The sequence below is a fragment of the Mastigocoleus testarum BC008 genome, from assembly GCF_001456025.1.
GTDB lineage: Bacteria > Cyanobacteriota > Cyanobacteriia > Cyanobacteriales > Nostocaceae > Mastigocoleus > Mastigocoleus testarum.
Genome location: NZ_LMTZ01000095.1, coordinates 72,876 through 92,129, shown reverse-complemented (window position 1 = coordinate 92,129; position 19,254 = coordinate 72,876). Strand labels below are relative to the sequence as shown.

The window sequence follows — 19,254 nt, the reverse complement described above, 5'->3', positions numbered from 1 at the left end:
CAATTTTCCTTTATAGTTATTCCCAAGGATTAATTATATCGATACCACATTTTTCAAAATCATCCACATTTCGTGTCACCAAAATAGCCTGATGCAAACAAGCAATAGCAGCAATCTGAGCATCAATTTGAGAAATAGGACGACCTATAGTTTTTCTTTTGGCTACTATAGTTGCAAATAATTGTGCTGCATCGGTATCAAAAGGCAAAATACGTCCAGCAAAATCTAGCTCGAACATGGATTTAGCTGCTTTTTTCAAGGCAGTACGCCGTTTTCCTACTGGTAAAATTTCCAAACCATATAGGATTTCGGCTTGAGTCAAAGCAGTTATAAATAAGCTTTTTGCTTGGTATTTCCCTATCCAGTGCACAACTGATTTATCGGGTTTCGATTTCATTAGTTCCGATAAAACATTAGTATCAAGAATAATCATTGCTCAAATTGAGGAGGTTTGCGCATTGCTTCACGAGAAGAAGCAGGTAGGTCGTCAACTCCACCCAGTTGAGCAAATCGTTTTTGAATTGATTCGGCGAGATTTTCTGACAGTTGAGTATCTTGGAGTAAAGTATTGCGTAAAATTTGCCGTACTTCTTCTTCCATCGAATGACCGTGATGTGCAGCACGAATACGCAGTAGTTCTTTTATTGGTTCTTCCAGATTGCGAATAGTTAAGCTAGCCATAGATTTTAATTTGACTTTGTACTTGCATTGTAATCAATGCTAGCAATGCTATCAATTTACTCAAAAGTGATATCGCTTTAACATATAAAAGTGTTTTACAACGAGAGGAAGATTTAATTGTTGGAGTAATTTAAAATTTGCCGTAGCGTATTGCTTGCTGAGAAGGAGAAATATATGGAAATTGTTACAAGTTGGGAAAAACAAGGTGCTAACAAAGCATTAGAACAAGTAGCACTTAATTCATTGCGCGAAGGTCTACCAGTAGAGATAGTTGTAAAAGTTACAGATTTGACTATAGAGCGAGTGCAGGAATTGAAAGCGGAATTAAAAGCTGAAAATAACAAGTAGGGAGTTAGGATGATTGGGATCATCGCCAGATTTAATTGACTTAAAGCTCTAAGGTTTCAGTGCTGCGATCGCTATTTCTTTATCTATAGCTTCATACAGCTTCCCACTCTTTGGCATGTTTTTTAGGATGTCCGTCACCAACATTTTAATTGTGACTTCGACAACTAGAATATCTAGCACACCGTAGATGTTAGAAGCGAAAGATGTCAGCAGCAACGCTAAACATATCGCGTTCCATTCCTTGTAGGAACATTTTTTAAGATCTTGCTAGTATTTTCAAGGCGATGATGCCACACAAAAGTTTGAGTCACCGGCGTGAGCAGGTTGAAAAAATAGTATTACGGCTGTGTAAGCCGAACTTTCGGCGCACTCTCTGGTTAGATGAGCAAAATAAAATCTATTGTTGCAGATACGAAAAAGGTTTCATAAACTTTCTAAGAAGTTTTGATCTTGCCCAAGATGGAATTAAAGGACATTGCTTATTGATCTGATCGCGTTCCTGCATAAGACCTTCCCAACGATTAATAAATTCTGCGACTTCAATAATACTAGCTCTGCTTCTTTTGATCAGGAGATAAGTTTTGGTCGCCCATGAATCCAGTGCATTGGCAGCTTCAAAATGTAACTGTTGCTTCTCGGATGGGTTAAGAAAAGACATTGCACCTGTCAGCCCTGAAACAATGAATGCTGTTATGCCAGCAGTAACAGAGTACTTGGCAAAAGCTGATACACCAGAAACACTAGCTAAGATCGCTGCAGGTAATCCAAAGAATATATGTAGATTACCATAGATTCCAGCAGCATTCCTATGGCAACTAGACATTTCAAGCGCTCTGTCTGCATACCACTCCATCTCGGTTGCTAGATCAAGTAGAAACCGGGTGTGGCTAGAATTATGATCATCGTCTGTCATAAACAATAAGTTACGAATATTTTAATGAGTATCCTTTACTTTTTTTAGAAGCTGATTGATAAGAAAATGGACCAGGCAGATTTACTGAAGTATTTTGAGTGGAATTCCAACTAATTGGACCAGCCTTTATAGTCGTTGAAATTTCTGATTTGGATAAATTGACAGATAAACCGGGCAACAAACAGCTTTATCTTTTTCCTAAAACGAAATCCCATAGTGTTTTTAATATATCTATCCATTTCAGTATGCCCATATTTCACCAAGATTATTAACTCTAAAAAACCTTTAAAGCAGCAATAAGTACAATGAGATTAGAGCAGAAGGAGAAATATATGGAAATTGTTACAAGTTGGGAAAAACAAGGTGCTAACAAAGCATTAGAACAAGCAGCACTTAATTCGTTGCGCGAAGATTTATCAGTAGAAACAGTTGTAAAAGTTACAGGTTTGACGCTAGAAAGAGTGCAGGAATTGAAGGCAGAATTAAAAGCTGAAAATAACAAGTAGGGGATTAAGATTATCGGGATTAATAGCTAGACTCAAAGGAGCAAATCTTGGATACTCTAAGGAATTTAAGTAAAAATCTACTACTCAATAGGGCGCACTTCGGTGCGCCCCTACGAGTAAGAAATTATGGTAAGAATATTTTTTTGGGAATTTATTACAAGAAAAGAAGCACTTTGCAATACTCCTGGCTGCAAATATTATTCCATCTGGTTAAACTTCAGCTACGACGGTTAAATTTAAAGCAATAAGATTACTGATAGTAAGGAAAAATTTGTTAACGAAATTGATTCTCAAACCGTTCGCGATTGCATGCACGTAGTTTGCGCTTATCGCAGCTAAGCAGTTAGCAGAAGCGTACCGTAGGTATTGGTTCTCCTTATAGTCTAATACACTTCTTAAATTGATAAACATTGCTACAGTGAGACCGATTATTAGCCCCAGTTCAGAGACGGTAAGCGAGAGCCACTCATTCCCTTTCTCACACTTTTCTCAATATCTAAAATTACCTTCTGAATCCCACTCTGCTCGTTATTCAAAATATCTTTCTTCATTAAACTGAAGTAACCTTCGATATTCTGTTTCAGAATGGGTCGGTACTTAACTTCTGTATTGTGCACGTCCACAACATCCCAAGCAATAATAGCCATAGTTGCTAAAGGACCTAGAAACTCTCCACCAACTAACCCCCCTGTTTTACCTAAAAAGCTTGTACTTACAAGGGCTTTAGTTGCTATTTTCCCTGTCATTTTTTCAAATAACACTACTGTTGCTTTCGTTAATAATGCCCCACTTCCTAAGCTTCCAATGGTAAAAGCTTTTAGTTGCAATGGAACTTGTTTTCCCTCAACGTTAGTCACAAGGACTGTAACACCTTGCAAATACTCGTTCCAGTCTACTTTGGGGATGTTGTATTTAATACGAATTTTCTCAAAGTTTCGCTGCAGTTCACTAGTATAAATTTGTGAAATGTCCCTTGAAATAGTTTTTAATTCAAGCTTTGCAAGTTCAGGTTGAAGAACACGATTTGTAAATTCCTCAAGAACCTCTTTCTGAATTTTCTCTTTAGCAGTTGGAGAATTTTTACTTAGAACTCGCTTCCCAGTTTGTAAAGTTCCATCTAAACCAAATTTTTTCTGGGTCCAGTATCCAAAATACCAATCCAGGAAATCAACATCCTGACTTGAATCAACTCGACTCATCAAGCCATTAATCCAGGTATCTAGCTCATCTGAAGCAGCCGTTAAAGCTGCTTTGCGAGCTGCCACTAAGGCAGCATCTAGTTCTACCGTAAGCTTATCTGTTTGAGTTGCCGCAATAGTAAATTTACTAGCTACTCCAGTAGTGTTAGCTACGGGTGCAGCAAGGGTATTTCCAAATGCAAAGTGCCTTCCAAAAGAAGACAGGACAATGAGAATTAAAATAGCCCAGAGAGTAATAGAGAAAATACGCCATCCTAGCTTCAGTAACGTCTGCCATGTAGGAATTCTCTTTACAGAGTTAAGCAATACTAAAGCTAAATTAGTGACAAGTGTTAGAAAATCTCTTTTTTTTGTCATACTACACTTGATCCCTGTAGCTAATGTTTATAACAATATGTTATATTTGATACTTACTAGTTATCATTGGGTTTTTCCCCGATCTCTTCAATATTAATTTCGTAATCTTTTAGTAAAACTATATTAGGGCTTACGCAAAATTTATGTAATTCGACATCCAGTTAACTTCTACCAAAATACTTTATTCTCTAATAACAAAATCTAATGATAGGATGACCAAAATTACTATTCAAAGTAACTATGCCTATCGACCATGACCGCTTATTTAAAGAGTTAATTTCTACATTTTTCATTGAATTTATCGAACTTTTTATTCCTGCTATAGCTTTAGATATAGATCGAGATTCTATTCAATTTTTACCAGAAGAAGTTTTATCCGATGTGACTGCTGGAGAAAAGAAACTCATAGATTTACTCGCAAAAGTCAAATATCAGGAGAAAGAAACTTACTTTTTAATTCATGTCGAAGCTCAATCTTATTCACAACAAGATTTTGCCAAACGAATGTTTAAATACTTCGCCAGACTTTATGAAAAATATGATTTGCCAATTTATCCTGTTGTTATCTTCTCATTTGATGAACCACTAAGAGCAGAACCAAAAACGCATAGCATTCAATTTCCTAATTTGGATGTACTCAGGTTTGAATTTGCAGCAATTCAATTGAATAAAATTAGTTGGCGAGATTATTTAACCCAACAAAATCCTGTTGCTGCTGCACTAATGGCAAAGATGAATATTTCACCGGAGGAGCGTCCACAAGTTAAAGCAGAATGTTTGCGGTTGTTAACTACTTTAAGATTAGACCCGGCACGCATGCAATTAATATCTGGTTTTATTGATACTTATTTAAATTTAAATGAAGCAGAGGAAAAAACCTTTAAAGCTGCAATAAGTACAATGGGATTAGAGCAGAAGGAGAAATATATGGAAATTGTTACAAGCTGGGAACGAAAAGCATTAGAAAAAGTAGCACTTAATTTGTTGTGCGAAGGTATATCAGTAGATATGGTTGTAAAAGTTACAGGTTTGACTTTGGAACGAGTGCAGGAATTGAAGGCAGAATTAAAAGCTGAAAATAACAAGTAGGGGATTAAGATTATTGGGATTAATCGCTAGACTCAATTGACTGCTCAAATTGAGGAGGTTTGCACATTGTTTCGCGAGGATAAGCAGGTAGATCGTCAACTCCACCTGGTTGAGCAAATCGTTTTTGAATTGATTCAGCAAGATTTTCTGACAGTTAAGTATCTTTTAGTAAAGTATTAGGTAAAATTTGCCGTAATTCTTCTTCTATCGAATGACCATGATGTGCAGCACGAATACGCAATAGTTCTTTTATTGCTTCTTCTAGATTGCGAATAGTTAAGCTGGCCATAGATTTTTGTTTAACTTTGTACTTATATTGTAATCAATGCTAGCAATGCTATCAATAAACCAAAAAGCGATAATCGCCCTAATGATGAAACAAGTATCCTGAGCAGTTGTGCCAATGTCGCCTTGATGAACGATCCACAAGCCCGTGAAAAGACTTGAGAGTACGGTGCATAATTCACCGAAATAATGCTGTCTAAAAGATTGGTAGGTGGCGCGTTCTTTAATAAGAAAACGTGGTGCGCTCCTCGTAGCATCCGCTCCATTGAGTTGTTGGGCATCACAAATGCTTGCGCTTGCTGGCTTGAGGCAACAAAGCCCAGCCTACAGTCAGCTTAATCGCACCACGAGAACGAAGATCGAGATCATTTGCTCTACTCGACAAACCTCTCTATAGAGACTACATAGAAATCTCCTCTAGCTTATACTTTGGAATAATCCGGTTCAGGAATAACCAACCCAAAAGTTTTACCTCCTTCAACCACAATCTTCAGATCAAGTACTTCCGGAATTTTAACGCCAAGAAATTCTTCCAGAGTCTGATAGGGACGGACTGAGAGATTATGGGCAAAGACTGAGTCTGAAGCAGCTTTGGCGATAATTTTTTGCTGTACTTTTTCACGACCTTCTGTTTCAATCAGCTTACTTAAGGATTTCCCCTCTTTGTGCGCTCGGAGATAACTTTTGGAAAGAGTCGGTGTCGTCGCCATATCAACAATCGCTGGGATACGACTACTGGGGTTGGGAAGATAACCACTACCCGAGTTGAGCTTGTACGTTTCTTCTTTGATGTTTAAGCTATTAAAGACCTCCTCTCTTGTAAACAAACCATCTGGATTGATGACCACACCAGGAGTACTGTCCTTAAATAGGTATTTGCAAGCGTCAATATTCAGCGAGTTGTCCTTGTATAGTTGCGCTTCAGTACCCAGGCTGTATTCTTTGATTATCCAGCCTGAATAATCTGTACATCCTGACCCTTCGTGCCAGCCCCAGATGCAGTAGTATGCAGGGTTTTTGGCATAGAAACTTTGAACCCACTTTGTAGGAGGGGTGCTTTTGTCGCCTTTTATGACCAAGGGGTGCATGGGGTCGTCTTGCCAGAATGTGATGACCTTATAGGTATCTAACATTTGTTGCCAAAGATTTCTGTCTAAACCCAATAAAACAGCCTTAGCCAAATCCAAGAATTTAGGATCCGTTTTGTCCGGAAATGCTATTGTTGCCAACTCAGAAAGAGTGGTGGTAGAGCCTTCAAAGGTAAAGCTTTTCTCCCAGTTACCGACAACATTGGCATGATAAGCTGCCAGTTGAGTATCTACTGCGATGCATGTTTTTGAAAAGCGATTAACATAGCTTGCAAAGGAGCCTTTTATATCGGCAGGCGGTTTATCGTACCATGAGGAGATTAATCCAGCAAGAAAATTTCCGACGATAGAACCAACAGGGCCTGCGATTGATGAGCCAATCTTCCCGAAAGCACCTTTCATAATGCTTAACACGATTTTGAGGCCTGGGTCACTCTTATCATGTTCAGATAAGAGGAGATAAGCGTTTGTGATCTTATCCTGACCATAATTATGAACATAATCATTTAGCTCCTGCATATTTTTCAGGTTATTCTGAACCTTAGTTATATCTGCAGCAGTAGGTGAACTCATATATTCCTCAACTTTATATTTTTATGGCGTTGCATAAATGCAGGATGAATTAGCTGAGCACTAGGATCTCTTTGTACTCGTAACTACAAAGTACAAATTAGACATGCATTTAAGCATATCCACTGATTTAAAATAGCATAATTGCAAACCACATAAATGTAACTTTGTCTACTTCGGTGTTTGCCGTTTTTTCTAATTTTTCTAGACTTGCAGTATAGATAATGCACAGTAGAAGAGATCAATTCATCCCTCTATTATGCAACGGCGAAAATTCCCACAGAAGATGACACTCCTTCATAAAAATTTCCCACTTCAATCAACCACATACTCCCCAAATTCCCGCGTCAAAGCCGGAAACACCGGACAAACAGCCTGCTTCTGCAAATTATCCGGCTTACTCCAAGTAAAAGGAGCCTCTTTCGCTGCAGACATCCACAACAAACGTTTCGCCCGAGTCATCGCCACATAAAGCAAACGATATTCTTCAGCAATTTTGAGATATTTTGCTTGTTCCCAAGCTTCGGTAACATTGGGTAAACGGGGTTCGTCATGTAACGCCGCACGAATTTGGGCGCGAGCAACCTCTGATAAAGTAAAGCTACCCAAAAATTGCCTTTGGGGAGGAACCCAAAATCTCCCTGGTATTAAATTTTCGTGCAGAAACGGCATAAATACATAATCCCAGTCCAGCCCTTTGGCTTTATGCATGGTAATGATGGTCAATTGACCGGGACGGGTATACCGGGCTTCTGAATCTTCTGTATCAACTGGTTCAAAACGTTCGGAACTGACTATTTCGCTTAATACTCGCAACATTTCCCCCAAGGAAAGATTACCGGCGATTTGGATTGCAATGCGTTCAGCTAATTTGTCTGCAGTAGCGAGTTCGGCTTGTTCGTAGTTTAAAGTTAAACCAATAAAGGAAATCAGGTGATAAACCGGTAATTCTAACCGAGCGCGGAGTAAACTTCGACATATTTGAGCCGCTTTTTGCACCGGTTCTGTTTGCGGTGGAGCGAGGGGTCCGGGATACAAAAAGTCCTCTGGTAAGGATGCAAGGGCGTTAAGGTCTTGGGTTTCAATAATGCGACGTTGTACCATTACCGCCAATGCAGCTTTTAGGTAGTCCGGGGAATGGGGGCGATCGCAAAAGTTAAGTATGGCTAAAATTTCTTCGGGGACATGGGAATGACGTTCCTGCTCGCTGACATCATACAGGTTAATTCCATGTTCTTTGCAAATCGGTTTGAGTACTTCACCAAGCCATCGTCCTTGACGGTTTTCCCTAACTAAAATTGCGCCGGTTATTGTATCGCTTTCATCTTCACTAAACAACTCAATTATGCGTTGAGAAATCAATTCTACAGTATGGTGAATATCTCGAGGCTTATGTAGTTCTAAACCTTGACCGATCGCTTGAGGATTTGCATTGGGTTGAGGATCCTCTGGTTCTACAAGATGAATATTTTGATCGCGAAATGGAAGTTTTGCTGTAGCTAGACTTTCTGCTTGCAGACGTTGTTGTTTCGCTTTTTTATTTTGACTACTGTAAAGTGAATTGACCCACTGCAAAGCAAAGTTAGCCGCTTCAATCACTATACTAGTACTCCGTCCCGCTCGATCCATCGTCGCCAGTCGGTTTTTAGCCTGACATTCTTGGCAAAACTCGCGGAAATAAATTGGATCTGCAGGGGTAAAAGTTGAGTTAATTGCTTGGTTGGGATCCCCTACCCTTACCAGGTTAATTAGGGATTGGCGTTCGGAGCGCACGCTCCGCGTACCATTAGGGATTTGGGATTGGGTAATAATTGTTTGTCCCCTGCTCCCTGCTCCCTGCTCCTCGTCTCCCTGCTCTCCACTCCCAGTCCCCAATCGCCAGTCCCCAGTCCCCAATCCCTCCGTCGCCAAAATCTGCAATAACTGGGTTTGCAGAGGTGAGGAGTCTTGAGCTTCGTCTTCAAATACGGCGAAAACTTGATTTTGTTCGATTCTGCGGGCGCTGGGATTATCTAATACCCGTAACGCTGCTAAAATCATGTCGTCATAATCAATAAATTCGCGATCGCGCATCAGGGTTTCATATTGGTCGTATAACCCAGAAGCTATACTTAAAATTCCATATTCATCTTGAGTTTGTCTGCTTAAAATTTGTAAATCTTCTGGCGACAATCCAGAACTTTTTGCTTCATGAATCACCGTACTCGCCAAATCCGGTAAAACCTCCGTTCGGATTACTGACTGACGACGCAATCTTTCGGTTTCCTCACCGTCAAATTGCATCCCTTCAACTAAACGGTAATATTGAGATTGGTTATTAGTAATCCAATGCTCCACAGAAGTGCGAATTAAACGGTGTCCTTGGTTGGGAGTAATTAAAGTAAGACGGTCTAGTTCTAATCCAGATAAATTGGGGTGACGACTAGCAATGTTGAGGGCTAAACCGTGCAAAGTATGGACGACAAAACCTGTTTGGGGTAGAGATAAATCGTCGCGGAGATATTTACGAATTTTAGCTTTAATATTGGCAGCAGCGGAACGAGTAAAGGTCACCACCACCAACTGTCGGCGAACATTGGGGCGAGAACTGTTAGAACGCTGATACTGACGCGCGATCGCAATAGCTGCGGCTGCAGCCATTCCGGTAGATTTACCAGCACCAGGAACAGCCGAAACAGCTAAAGGTCCACCTTGCCAATCTACCATTTGCTGTTGCCCGTGACGCAAACTATTACGAATATTATTAATGGCTTGTTCCCTGGGAGAAGCAAGGTTTTCTCTCGCAGATAATTCTGTATCTAGAGGCTCAGTCGGCACTGTATCAGTAAAATTAGCGTCTGACATAGATTCAACTTTAAACTTTAACCTTGAAATTTGAGATTTGAGCTGCCATATTGTTCGTTATTAATTTCTCATTCCTCGCTAGAAAATGGTGGGTACATTTGACACTTAATTAGTATGTATTTGTAATAACAAATTTTGTTATTCAATCAGTTTATATCAATAGAGTTTAATAAAAATCTATTTTGTCAAGGGGTTTTGGAAAGAACAAAAATCTTACAACCTTTACGGATACTTTAAAACAGACATCAGACTTAATCTAATAAATGAGTTTATAAATCAATAATGACAAATTTAAAATCAAAATATTTCCTACATTACTTAAGTTTAACTTTTTTAGTTTTACTTGCTGCAATTTTACGATTTTGGCACCTGGATTTAAAGCCTTTATGGATGGATGAAGTTATTACAGCCATCTTCAGTTTAGGTAAAAACTATCAAGATTTACCTTTAGATGTAGCACTACCTTTGGAGAATTGGCGAAATTTTTTGAGTTTAGAAACAGGGAGAAGCTGTTCTCAAATTGCCGAAAATCTTTCCAATCAATCTACCCATCCCCCATTATTTTTTTGTGGAATGTATCAGTGGCTAAGTTGGGTTTCTCCTAAGGAGCAAGATTTAGTCACACAATTACGTTACCTCCCAGCCATATTTGGCGTGCTTACAGTTATACCAATCTATGCTGTCAATAGAATTGCTTTTTCTACTCAAGCTGGCTTAATGGCTGCTGCTTTGATGGCTGTTTCACCTTTTGGAGTTTACCTTTCCCAAGAAGCAAGACATTACACCTTACCAATGCTGTTGATTTCAATATCACTGTTGGGGTTGATAAAAATTCAACGGGATATCATCGAACGGAATCAGATAAAATTTTCAGTCTGGTTGGGATGGACAATTGTTAACAGCATTGGGTTTTATGTCCACTATTTTTGTATTTTGGCGTTCATTGCCCAAATTGCGACTTTTATTGTCTTAATGTATGGAAAATTAATATATCCTAAAAAACCACAGGAACAACAAGGTAATATTCTTCCTCAACGTAAAATTTTACTGGCGTTAGTTTTGTCAATTGGTGCAACTAGTTTAAGTTTTTTACCTTGGCTACCAATTATTACCAAACATTTTACTAGTGCAGATACTAGCTGGCTCCATGCTCCCGTCCATATTGCTCCAATTTATCAAACCCTGGCAGGATGGCTGGTAATGTTAATTGTATTACCAGTAGAAAATCAACCTTTACCAATAGCGATCGCCTGCGGTGTATTAATGCTTTTATTTGGTGTTTGGGTAAGTTTGCAAGTTTTCCGGGGTTTAAAACAGTTATTATCTGCACCTAAAACCTATTTTTCAGCAGTTACACTTTTAAGTTATTCAATATTTATTATTTTAGAATTTTTTGCGATCGCATATATTTTGGGCAAAGATATCACAGCAATACCCCGTTACAACTTTATTTACTTTCCCAGTTTTTGCGCCCTGATATCTGCTAGCTTATGCGCGACTAGAAACTTAAATAAAAATCAAAATACCAGTAAAAATAAAAAATTCAACAAGTTTAAATTTAATAAATTTCAATTCAACAAGCTGAGAAGTTTTGTAAATAAAATAAATTCTGTAGCGCTGACAAGATATTTAGTTTTACTAATTGGAGTCATAAGCTCATTATTCGTAATTAATAACTTTGCCTTTAAAAAACCCTTTCTTCCCAGTGAATTCGCTCAAAGTATAGATCGAGAAGTATCAATACCATCAATAGTAGTCATGGGGTATAGAGATAACCAAGATGTCGCGCTAGGATTAAGTTTTGCTCTAGCCCTAGATGCAGAAAAAGAACAAAAAAAATCAAAAATTACTTATGTATCGAGTGATTCAACTTTAACAACAAGAGATTTTATAACAAAAGATTTAACAGCAGGAGGTTTAGTAAAAGGAAATTTACAAGTAGATCGCTTGGGAAAAGAAAATTTACCCACTAAAAAATATTCAACAGCCGATAAGTTTGCATTTTTTTCTCAAAAACAGGGATTTCAAGCAGTTTGGCAAAAACTAGCTGAGTTACCTCCACCAAAGGAATCACAGGTAAATTTGTGGGTAATTGCGCCAGGTCTTAGACGTCGCGACTATCCCCAGCAAACCAACTTGTCCTCACAAATTCCTTGCACCATAGATCCCAAACAACATTACCGTATTGGAGTACCCTATCAACTTTATCGGTGTGAAAACTTTGAGTAAGGAGTAATGAGTAACAAGTAATAAGTAATAAGTAAGGAGTAAATGATAACTGATAACTGTAGCCCGTAAGGGCGTGGCGTTAGCCATAAACTGTTAGCGGATCCGTAGGTAGCGCAGCTAGAGGCTAACGCCGACGCCGCAGGCTCTACTCTAGCGTGCACGACAGCGCATTAACTGGTAACTGATAACTGGTAACTGGTAACTGATAGCTGATAACTGATAACTGGTAACTGATAACTGGTAACTGATAACTGATAACTGATAACTGATAACTGATAACTGATAACTGTTAACTGACAACACAAGGATGAACAAAAGAATTATTGGCTTAACCGGAGGTATCGCAACAGGAAAAACTACTGTAGCGAACTATTTAGAGAAAACCTATAATTTACCAGTTTTGGATGCAGACATTTATGCAAGAGAAGCTGTCGCAACAGGTTCGCCAATTTTTCAACAAATCGTAGGACGTTATGGAACAGAAATTTTGCTTGATGATGGAAACCTCAACCGTCACAAACTCGGGGAAATTATTTTTAACGGTCCAACAGAACGTTTATGGCTAGAAAATTTAATTCACCCCTATGTCCAGCAAAGATTTATTCAAGGTATTGAAGAATCAACCTCGGAAACATTAGTTTTAGTTGTACCGTTACTATTCGAAGCTGAAATGACCGATATGGTAACAGAAATTTGGGTTGTATATTGCAATGAAGAACAGCAATTACCAAGGTTGATGCAACGAAATAATCTTACATTAGAACAAGCTAAAGCCAGAATTAGCAGTCAAATACCCTTAGAAGAAAAAGTAAAAAATGCAGATGTAGTCTTAGATAATTCTTCTACTGTAGAAGTTTTATTGAAGCAAATAAACACTGTGCTAGCAAAACATGAACGGAAATCAAGTTCAAATACAGTTTAAACTGGGTTTATGAACAGTCAATAGTCGCGACATTGACGAGTAATTTTACAAAACTGCAGGTGATGATGAATAAATTTGCTGTTCTCTTTTAATAAAAACCTCAGCTAATATTTCATAAGCTTCTGTCCATGCTGTCATCACCTCATCAGTTGCAGCATCCCCCAATACATCTTTCATTGCTTGTAATAAACTTTCTCCTACAATGGCATATTGTTCGGGTTGAACATGAGTTTTGACATGACGGTGGGCTATTGTTTCCACAGTGGACTTTAATGCTTCAAGATTATCGATGTGACTAGCATAACCATAAACTGCATTTGCAAGTTTTGCTGGTTGAGAACCATTAGCTTGTGCGGACATATCAAACTGTTTTTTCACTTCTGGATGGTTGTGAAACATGATTTCATACATCCGCGTAGTAATTTGTTTACCGCGTTTTTTGAGCATCGGAGCAGTAGACTTAACGATATCAACGGTTTTTTGGCTGACACCACTTTTTGCTTGGAGATGTTCTGAAAGGGTAAGCATAAAGGAAAGATTTTCTGTAGCTCGTACCGCGTGGATGGTATTAGCTGGTAGAAATATAAACACACCTGGGGTCAAGATAATTTCTCTACCTTCTAAGGTAAGAATTCCTAGTCCCTCGATCGCTGTAATTGTTGCGTTGCGAGTTGAAGTATGTTCTTTAATTTCTCTACCTTTAGCTAAACAAAGTAGAGTGTATTGAGTGTTGTTATCTTTAAACAAAACTTTGCTAATTGTCTTGGTTTGGGAATATTCAATTGTATCTTTGAGGGTTGTTGTAAAGTAAGTACTGGGAGAATTAATAGTGTTAGTCATATATTTGATTCCTAAATGTATCTATACAAACAAAAAATCGAGAATAGTTCGAGATAAAGAAGATGAAGGCTTATTTCATCTCCACTACAGATATCAACTAAAGATATAAGGAAATTTCACACCCTTACATTTGAAGTTATATTCACTTTCTCACTAAATTTTTACTGTGTCTCTGAGCTAGCTCATAAATATGGAGCGAAACCGATCAAATTTTCTTTCAAAATCACAAATAGTATTTGAGTTTTTCTACCTTAAGTCAATAGATATCGCAGATTGGAAGTAAGTGAGGTACAGCTTAAAAGGTAAAATTTAGGTATGATGCAGGTTCAAATTCTATCTCCTGAATTCTGACTCCTGACTCCTGACTCCTGACTCCTGACTCCTGACTCCTAACTCCTGACTCCTGACTCCTGACTCCTAACTCCTGACTCCTGACTCCTGACTCCTGACTCCTGACTCCTGACTCCTGACTCCTGCTGTGCTTACACCCCGCTATGCTAACGCTGTAAGCGCGGTCTGTCCTAAATTCTTTTTTACTTTATTGTTTGATTTTTCAACAGATGCTAATCAGAGGTCACTCTTCAATTGAACAGATCGCCAAAATTTCGGTCTTTCTAGACTTAGAAACCGCTCAATTAGAGTATCTTGTACCTCATAGTTGCATTCGAGATTATCAGCGCAATGAAATTATCGTACATGAGGGCGATCGCCTTCCACCTCAACTTCACGCTCTAAGTACGGGAATATTACAAATTAAAAAAACTGCTACCAATGGGAAAGAAACATTAGTACGTTTGATTCCCCCAGGAGAAATTTTTGCAGCTCCGGCTATTTTTGGCGATGGAATTTCACCCGCTACAGTGATCGCTCAGGTAGACTCACAAGTATTGACAGTAGAAAAAGAAGCATTATTAGAAGTAATTCGCCATCATCCAGAAATAGCTTTGCGCATACTTTCTGTTTTTAATCAACGTCTACAACAGCTCCACAACACCGTACATGGACTAATTTCGGAGCGAGCGATCGTGCGTCTGGTACGCGTGATTCAATATTACGCTCATCGCGATGGAACTCACACCACAGTTCAAGGGGATTGTTTAAATATTAACCTTCCCTATTATCAAATAGCTCGAAGCATTGGTATTACTTATGAAGAGTGCGTGCGCTTGTTCAAAAAAATAAATCAAGTTGTTACTTATCAGCGAGGAGGTAAGATTATTGTGAAAAATTGGCAGCAGTTAGAAAAGATTACATATTCTAAATAGAAATAATCATAGCAGAAGTCAGGAGTCAGGAGGCAGGAGTCAGGAGTGAAAGCTGCTTTACATATAATTTCTAGCTTTTTGGCTGTACCTCACTTACTTGCAATCCGCTATAAATGAAAATAACCCCGTTCTATAGCTCAACTCTCGCACTACGAAAACGGGTTTATTTTGGATATTTCTATTAAAGAAAATCAATTGTTCAGAAAATTCCAGAGAATTATGCAGGATTAGCTTTTACTCTGTTTTGCAGTAGATTGATAACGGCTGCTTTCTCTAAAATTCCAACCAATGCTCCATTGTCGCGAGTTACAGCAAGTGCGGATAACTTTTGTTGTTCGAGTAATTGAATAACCTCCAATAACGGTTGACCCGAACGCACAATTGTAGATTCTTCAATTGGTCGCATGACTTCTACTACTCGAGTTTCTGACCATAATTCAGTAGGAATATTTCGTAAACTGTCAATCGATATTGAACCTAACAATTGTCCGCTATCGTCCGTTACCAAAAACCTACGCCAATCTTTTTGACTTAAAATTTGTTCGTCTGCAAATTCTCGTAAGCTAAGATTATCCGAAACAATTGGGCTATTATTCGTTACAGCATCTTCAGCAGTTAGACCAGTAAGCTTTTCCTGTATTGAAGCAAATTGAGCTGCATTACCAGCATTTTGAAGTAAAAAGAAGCCTATCAATAAGTTCCAGATGTTAGCAAAACTACCGGATAACAATAGAGGAACTAGACCGGATGCGATCGCTAACCAACCAAATACTTGTCCAACTCGACTTGCAAAAGTCACACCTTTGTAAGGATTACCAGTAACTTTCCAAACAATTGCTTTGAGTATATTACCGCCATCTAATGGTAAACCTGGAATCAAATTAAATAGCGCTAATGCCAAGTTAACTGATGCTAAAAGACCAAGAATTGCAGCCAATGGTCCCGATGGATTAGTTGTTATACCAATAGCTGTAAGGGTTCCAAACAGGAGTAAGCTAACTAAAGGACCAGCGATCGCAACCCAAAAGGCTCCAGCAGGAGTTTCAGACTCTTTTTCTAAACTTGCTAATCCACCAAATATAAATAATGTAATTGATTTAACATTAATTCCCTGACTAATAGCTACAAAGCTGTGTCCTAACTCGTGAGCGACAACAGAACTAAATACTAATAATGCTGTTATTAAACCTAATATTAGAGCCACTCCCCCGCCAAGCTGGGGAAATTGCGCCATCAGTCCACCACCATAGCTCCAAGTCACTAAACCTAAAACTAAAAACCAGGATGGGTTGATATAAAAAGGGATTCCAAAGAGATTACCAACACGAATTGTATTATTCATGGCTTTTACATTGTATTTCAGCCTTGAGAGGTTTTTAATTCTCTCGATGTTTCTATGGTAACGAAATGTTAAGCAGATTTAATCTTTGTAACTGTAGTGGTGTCCGTCCATACAGGTGCGGTTATGCGACTTTGGTTATTAAAACCTATACAGTAAAGGTGAATTTGGGAATGAATGGACAAATTTCGCTCCTCAAAAACGAGAAGAAAAAACAAGAAAAGTGAAGATTATTTGCGATGTAAATCACCAATTTGCTGATAGTGATAGATTGATTATCAAAGCTGAAATAGCTTCTCCGGCAGATATAGCAGCCAAAGTAGTTTAGTTGAATTGTCTTAGTTAAGAGGTAAAAGAGCTGTTTTACTATCTGTCCACCGAACGAACAACAACACCCACCCAAAGCGAAAACTTAGATTTCTTCAAAGTGGCGAAGGGGGTAATGTAACTGAATTTTTGCTTCACTTCTAGGTTAAAGTGCTTTACTTTCAGGTTAAAGTTATAAATTCAGTACAAACCTAAACATTGATGAATAAGAGGAAATCATCAAGGAAGTAGAATATCGGGTGTTGTCGTTTTAAAATAATTTCAATATAAATAGAGTTGACGGTATTAGAGAGATAACAGTTAACCCTAATATTTTCAGTTTGTTTTAAAGATTGTTTTGATTTTTATTTTTTTGATTTTTATTTTTTTGATTTTGACAATTACATTTAAGGTTGCAATTAATGTTCGGTAATCATTAACTAATCAGCGAGAGAACCGAGTATACATTACCTTAAATCCTCATTTAATATAGGAATCAAAGCAATCAGTAGAACACTGAATTTGTGAAAAAATTCTAGTAAGTTGAGGGAGAACTGTATGTCATTAGTTCACTTTAACCCTTGGAGAAAGATTGACGATATAGAACATCGTTTACATCATTTACATCCAGAACATCATTTCCACAGCTTACTTGATGACTTGGTCTCAACAGAGTCAAATGATGTAAATAATTTTACTAAGGTTCCTGCTGCCGAATTAATTGAAACTGATAGTGCATTTTATCTTAGATTAGAAATTCCAGGAATGAAAGTCGAAGATCTGGATATTGAAGCAACAGAAAAATCAGTTTCTATTAATGGAGAACGTAAAGCAGAAACAGAAAGTAAGAAACACGGTCATACTAAAAGTGAATTGCACTACGGTAAATTCCACCGTGTAATTCCCTTACCAGTGAAAATTCAAAATACTAAGGTAACCGCTAATTATAGAAATGGTATTTTGAGTCTGACATTACCTAAAATGACCGAAGACAAAAATAAAGCAGTCAAGGTTAACATAGGAAGTTAATCTCTTTGATATTTGCAAAACATTATCTTGAATTAAGTTATTAAGTCATTAAGTCTTGTATTTCGATAATAGTAATTTTGTATAAATACCAGCCTGGTTCTAAAAAGAATCAGGCTTTTTATTGGTAATAGATACCACTCATATGATTCTTATAGTTGTTTAATTTTTTTATTTATAAAGCCTGTGATTTAGATAACAGATAAAAATATTACTATTGGTGTAATAGTAATAAGTAAATATAGATTTTAAGCAATTAATTCATTGTTCAAATAAATACTCTGAAAGTTACAGGTGTGAAGAAATCTGTTATATACCCATGTGCTTGACTTGATGAATATTAATATTCAGTAATAGGAAAAATTTCATGGCAGATTTATTATTTGATATTTCAATATTAGATCGTAGTACAACAATTATAATTTTATTAGGTTTATCTACTATTGTGGTAGCTATAGTTTCGCAATTCATATTACCGCTGTTTTATTTTCTCATAGCCAGTTTTGTTTCTCCGAATATAAGTGAAACTATTCAAAAAGTTGTAACTCCCTATAATAAGTTAATAGCTATTTTTAGCGGAATAATTTTTATAGAAATAATCATTAAATCAATCTCAGTCGCTAAAAATTACCCGATAATTGAGTTATTTATTAGTTTTATCTTAACAGTTATAAGTTGTTGGCTTGCTTCTAAAATAACTGAAAAGTTTCTAGATGTGTATCTTTTGGATATAGCTGTTAACAGTGGTAAACAGGCTAATAGCGAGCTAATTATAACAGGGAAAGTAATTGTTAACTTAGCAATTATTGTATTTGGGATAATAATTTTTGCACAGCTACATCAATTTAATATACTTGGCTTATTAGCAAGTTTGGGAATTGGTGGTTTAGCTATTGCTTTTGCGGCTCAAAAAACTTTGGAACAATTTCTTGGTGGAGTTGTCTTATATCTAGATCAACCGTTTAAAATAGATGACTACATTGGTTTATCTGATGGTATTTTTGGCAGAGTTGAATCAATTGGTTGGCGTTCTACTAAAATAAGAACTTCCGGAAAAGGTACAGTATTAATTGTTCCTAATAGTTCTTTAACCCAAATGAATATTGAGAATTATACGGAAGCGAAAAAAGTAATGTCAGTTATCAATTTAAACTTTGACCGAGAAATTCAATCACAAGAACAAGCATTAATTCGACAAGTAATTTTGGCAAGTACTAGCGATATTTTCGGTCTAGATTCACGTAATACCGATATTGCATTTAAAAGTACTAATCAAGCTCAAATAACATTTTTTATCTTAGGTTCTTCTGGTGAAGAATCAATGGAATTACGGCGTCAATTGCTCGATAAAGCTAAGCAAAAGATTGACACCAAGCTAAAAGAGTATGGTATAGAGTTTAGACTAGATGACTCAACAATTTATGTTGATGCACCTATTACAATTTAA

General features: G+C 37.5%; 19 protein-coding genes. 8 read left to right on the top strand and 11 right to left on the bottom strand.

The features are described from left to right. Window positions 1-16 precede the first annotated feature (16 nt). Both BC008_RS20035 and BC008_RS20030 read right to left on the bottom strand, forming a co-directional pair. Window positions 17-433 carry a type II toxin-antitoxin system VapC family toxin gene (locus tag BC008_RS20035; protein WP_027842704.1) on the bottom strand — a complete coding sequence of 139 codons (417 nt, stop codon included), beginning with the start codon at window positions 431-433 and terminating at the stop codon, window positions 17-19. Further along, window positions 430-681 (bottom strand): FitA-like ribbon-helix-helix domain-containing protein, encoded by a 252-nt coding sequence (locus tag BC008_RS20030; protein ID WP_027842705.1) that lies wholly within the window; start codon window positions 679-681, stop codon window positions 430-432. The genes BC008_RS20035 and BC008_RS20030 overlap by 4 nt, the downstream gene beginning before the upstream one ends. 174 nt (window positions 682-855) lie before the next feature. Here BC008_RS20030 and BC008_RS49580 point away from each other — a divergent pair, with 174 nt between their 5' ends. Further along, complete coding sequence (locus tag BC008_RS49580; RefSeq protein WP_161938136.1) at window positions 856-1,029, top strand: hypothetical protein; 174 nt, start codon at window positions 856-858, stop codon at window positions 1,027-1,029. A 48-nt stretch (window positions 1,030-1,077) separates the two neighbouring features. Here the strand turns inward: BC008_RS49580 and BC008_RS52140 are convergent, their stop codons facing one another. The 3 genes from BC008_RS52140 to BC008_RS52720 all read right to left on the bottom strand — a co-directional run bounded on the left by BC008_RS52140 (window position 1,078) and on the right by BC008_RS52720 (window position 2,120). Further along, window positions 1,078-1,209 carry a hypothetical protein gene (locus BC008_RS52140; RefSeq protein WP_268768236.1) on the bottom strand — a complete coding sequence of 44 codons (132 nt, stop codon included), beginning with the start codon at window positions 1,207-1,209 and terminating at the stop codon, window positions 1,078-1,080. A 217-nt stretch (window positions 1,210-1,426) separates the two neighbouring features. Then, window positions 1,427-1,882, bottom strand: coding sequence for an SLATT domain-containing protein (locus tag BC008_RS20025; protein WP_268768237.1), 456 nt, complete (start codon window positions 1,880-1,882; stop codon window positions 1,427-1,429). Window positions 1,883-1,952: 70 nt separating this feature from the next. Further along, window positions 1,953-2,120: a DUF4236 domain-containing protein gene (locus tag BC008_RS52720; RefSeq protein WP_407657066.1), complete on the bottom strand. Its 168-nt coding sequence runs from the start codon at window positions 2,118-2,120 to the stop codon at window positions 1,953-1,955. A gap of 154 nt (window positions 2,121-2,274) precedes the next feature. Here BC008_RS52720 and BC008_RS49575 point away from each other — a divergent pair, with 154 nt between their 5' ends. Continuing rightward, the gene (locus tag BC008_RS49575; protein WP_161938134.1) at window positions 2,275-2,448 is read left to right on the top strand and encodes a hypothetical protein; all 174 of its coding nucleotides are present in this window, start codon (window positions 2,275-2,277) and stop codon (window positions 2,446-2,448) included. 431 nt (window positions 2,449-2,879) lie between these two features. Here the strand turns inward: BC008_RS49575 and BC008_RS20020 are convergent, their stop codons facing one another. Continuing rightward, window positions 2,880-4,004: a hypothetical protein gene (locus BC008_RS20020; protein WP_027846905.1), complete on the bottom strand. Its 1,125-nt coding sequence runs from the start codon at window positions 4,002-4,004 to the stop codon at window positions 2,880-2,882. Between the two features lie 240 nt (window positions 4,005-4,244). On the opposite strand from BC008_RS20020, the gene BC008_RS20015 reads away from it, so the two are divergent. Beyond that, window positions 4,245-5,093, top strand: a complete 849-nt coding sequence (locus tag BC008_RS20015; protein ID WP_058183786.1) for an Rpn family recombination-promoting nuclease/putative transposase — start codon at window positions 4,245-4,247, stop codon at window positions 5,091-5,093. A 154-nt stretch (window positions 5,094-5,247) separates the two neighbouring features. On the opposite strand, the gene BC008_RS52135 is transcribed toward BC008_RS20015, so the two are convergent. The 3 genes from BC008_RS52135 to BC008_RS20000 form a co-directional block, all read right to left on the bottom strand. Then, window positions 5,248-5,382: a FitA-like ribbon-helix-helix domain-containing protein gene (locus BC008_RS52135; RefSeq protein ID WP_268768235.1), complete on the bottom strand. Its 135-nt coding sequence runs from the start codon at window positions 5,380-5,382 to the stop codon at window positions 5,248-5,250. Between the two features lie 418 nt (window positions 5,383-5,800). Beyond that, the gene (locus tag BC008_RS20005; protein ID WP_027846097.1) at window positions 5,801-7,039 is read right to left on the bottom strand and encodes a hypothetical protein; all 1,239 of its coding nucleotides are present in this window, start codon (window positions 7,037-7,039) and stop codon (window positions 5,801-5,803) included. Window positions 7,040-7,351: 312 nt separating this feature from the next. Next, the gene (locus BC008_RS20000; protein WP_027846098.1) at window positions 7,352-9,880 is read right to left on the bottom strand and encodes an ATP-dependent helicase; all 2,529 of its coding nucleotides are present in this window, start codon (window positions 9,878-9,880) and stop codon (window positions 7,352-7,354) included. Window positions 9,881-10,162: 282 nt separating this feature from the next. Between BC008_RS20000 and BC008_RS19995 the strand changes: the two genes are divergently transcribed. Next, entirely contained in the window at window positions 10,163-12,109 is a 1,947-nt protein-coding gene (locus tag BC008_RS19995) for a glycosyltransferase family 39 protein (RefSeq protein ID WP_027846099.1), read from the top strand. Window positions 12,110-12,416: 307 nt separating this feature from the next. After that, window positions 12,417-13,031: a dephospho-CoA kinase gene (gene coaE / locus BC008_RS19990; RefSeq protein ID WP_027846983.1), complete on the top strand. Its 615-nt coding sequence runs from the start codon at window positions 12,417-12,419 to the stop codon at window positions 13,029-13,031. Window positions 13,032-13,076: 45 nt separating this feature from the next. Here coaE and BC008_RS51420 read toward each other — a convergent pair whose 3' ends face one another. Continuing rightward, a complete protein-coding gene (locus BC008_RS51420; protein WP_027846982.1) occupies window positions 13,077-13,871 on the bottom strand; it encodes a globin domain-containing protein in 795 nt (264 codons plus the stop codon). 560 nt (window positions 13,872-14,431) lie between these two features. Between BC008_RS51420 and BC008_RS19980 the strand changes: the two genes are divergently transcribed. Further along, entirely contained in the window at window positions 14,432-15,136 is a 705-nt protein-coding gene (locus tag BC008_RS19980; RefSeq protein WP_027844668.1) for a Crp/Fnr family transcriptional regulator, read from the top strand. 217 nt (window positions 15,137-15,353) lie between these two features. Here the strand turns inward: BC008_RS19980 and BC008_RS19975 are convergent, their stop codons facing one another. Then, window positions 15,354-16,478, bottom strand: coding sequence for a site-2 protease family protein (locus BC008_RS19975; protein ID WP_027844667.1), 1,125 nt, complete (start codon window positions 16,476-16,478; stop codon window positions 15,354-15,356). Between the two features lie 861 nt (window positions 16,479-17,339). Between BC008_RS19975 and BC008_RS19970 the strand changes: the two genes are divergently transcribed. Together BC008_RS19970 and BC008_RS19965 are read left to right on the top strand one after the other, a co-directional pair. Continuing rightward, entirely contained in the window at window positions 17,340-17,810 is a 471-nt protein-coding gene (locus BC008_RS19970; protein WP_027844666.1) for an Hsp20/alpha crystallin family protein, read from the top strand. Between the two features lie 364 nt (window positions 17,811-18,174). Continuing rightward, window positions 18,175-19,254 (top strand): mechanosensitive ion channel family protein, encoded by a 1,080-nt coding sequence (locus BC008_RS19965; protein ID WP_027844665.1) that lies wholly within the window; start codon window positions 18,175-18,177, stop codon window positions 19,252-19,254.

What these genes read in the sequence shown, in the direction of transcription:
- BC008_RS51420 (WP_027846982.1), bottom strand. Translation starts at nt 13,871, where the DNA reads ATGACTAACACTATTAATTCTCCCAGTACTTACTTTACAACAACCCTC.
- BC008_RS52135 (WP_268768235.1), bottom strand. Translation starts at nt 5,382, where the DNA reads ATGGCCAGCTTAACTATTCGCAATCTAGAAGAAGCAATAAAAGAACTA.
- coaE (WP_027846983.1), top strand. Translation starts at nt 12,417, where the DNA reads ATGAACAAAAGAATTATTGGCTTAACCGGAGGTATCGCAACAGGAAAA.
- BC008_RS19965 (WP_027844665.1), top strand. Translation starts at nt 18,175, where the DNA reads ATGGCAGATTTATTATTTGATATTTCAATATTAGATCGTAGTACAACA.
- BC008_RS19975 (WP_027844667.1), bottom strand. Translation starts at nt 16,478, where the DNA reads ATGAATAATACAATTCGTGTTGGTAATCTCTTTGGAATCCCTTTTTAT.
- BC008_RS20020 (WP_027846905.1), bottom strand. Translation starts at nt 4,004, where the DNA reads ATGACAAAAAAAAGAGATTTTCTAACACTTGTCACTAATTTAGCTTTA.
- BC008_RS19970 (WP_027844666.1), top strand. Translation starts at nt 17,340, where the DNA reads ATGTCATTAGTTCACTTTAACCCTTGGAGAAAGATTGACGATATAGAA.
- BC008_RS49580 (WP_161938136.1), top strand. Translation starts at nt 856, where the DNA reads ATGGAAATTGTTACAAGTTGGGAAAAACAAGGTGCTAACAAAGCATTA.
- BC008_RS20025 (WP_268768237.1), bottom strand. Translation starts at nt 1,882, where the DNA reads ATGGAGTGGTATGCAGACAGAGCGCTTGAAATGTCTAGTTGCCATAGG.
- BC008_RS20030 (WP_027842705.1), bottom strand. Translation starts at nt 681, where the DNA reads ATGGCTAGCTTAACTATTCGCAATCTGGAAGAACCAATAAAAGAACTA.
- BC008_RS49575 (WP_161938134.1), top strand. Translation starts at nt 2,275, where the DNA reads ATGGAAATTGTTACAAGTTGGGAAAAACAAGGTGCTAACAAAGCATTA.
- BC008_RS20015 (WP_058183786.1), top strand. Translation starts at nt 4,245, where the DNA reads ATGCCTATCGACCATGACCGCTTATTTAAAGAGTTAATTTCTACATTT.
- BC008_RS20005 (WP_027846097.1), bottom strand. Translation starts at nt 7,039, where the DNA reads ATGAGTTCACCTACTGCTGCAGATATAACTAAGGTTCAGAATAACCTG.
- BC008_RS20035 (WP_027842704.1), bottom strand. Translation starts at nt 433, where the DNA reads ATGATTATTCTTGATACTAATGTTTTATCGGAACTAATGAAATCGAAA.
- BC008_RS19980 (WP_027844668.1), top strand. Translation starts at nt 14,432, where the DNA reads ATGCTAATCAGAGGTCACTCTTCAATTGAACAGATCGCCAAAATTTCG.
- BC008_RS20000 (WP_027846098.1), bottom strand. Translation starts at nt 9,880, where the DNA reads ATGTCAGACGCTAATTTTACTGATACAGTGCCGACTGAGCCTCTAGAT.
- BC008_RS19995 (WP_027846099.1), top strand. Translation starts at nt 10,163, where the DNA reads ATGACAAATTTAAAATCAAAATATTTCCTACATTACTTAAGTTTAACT.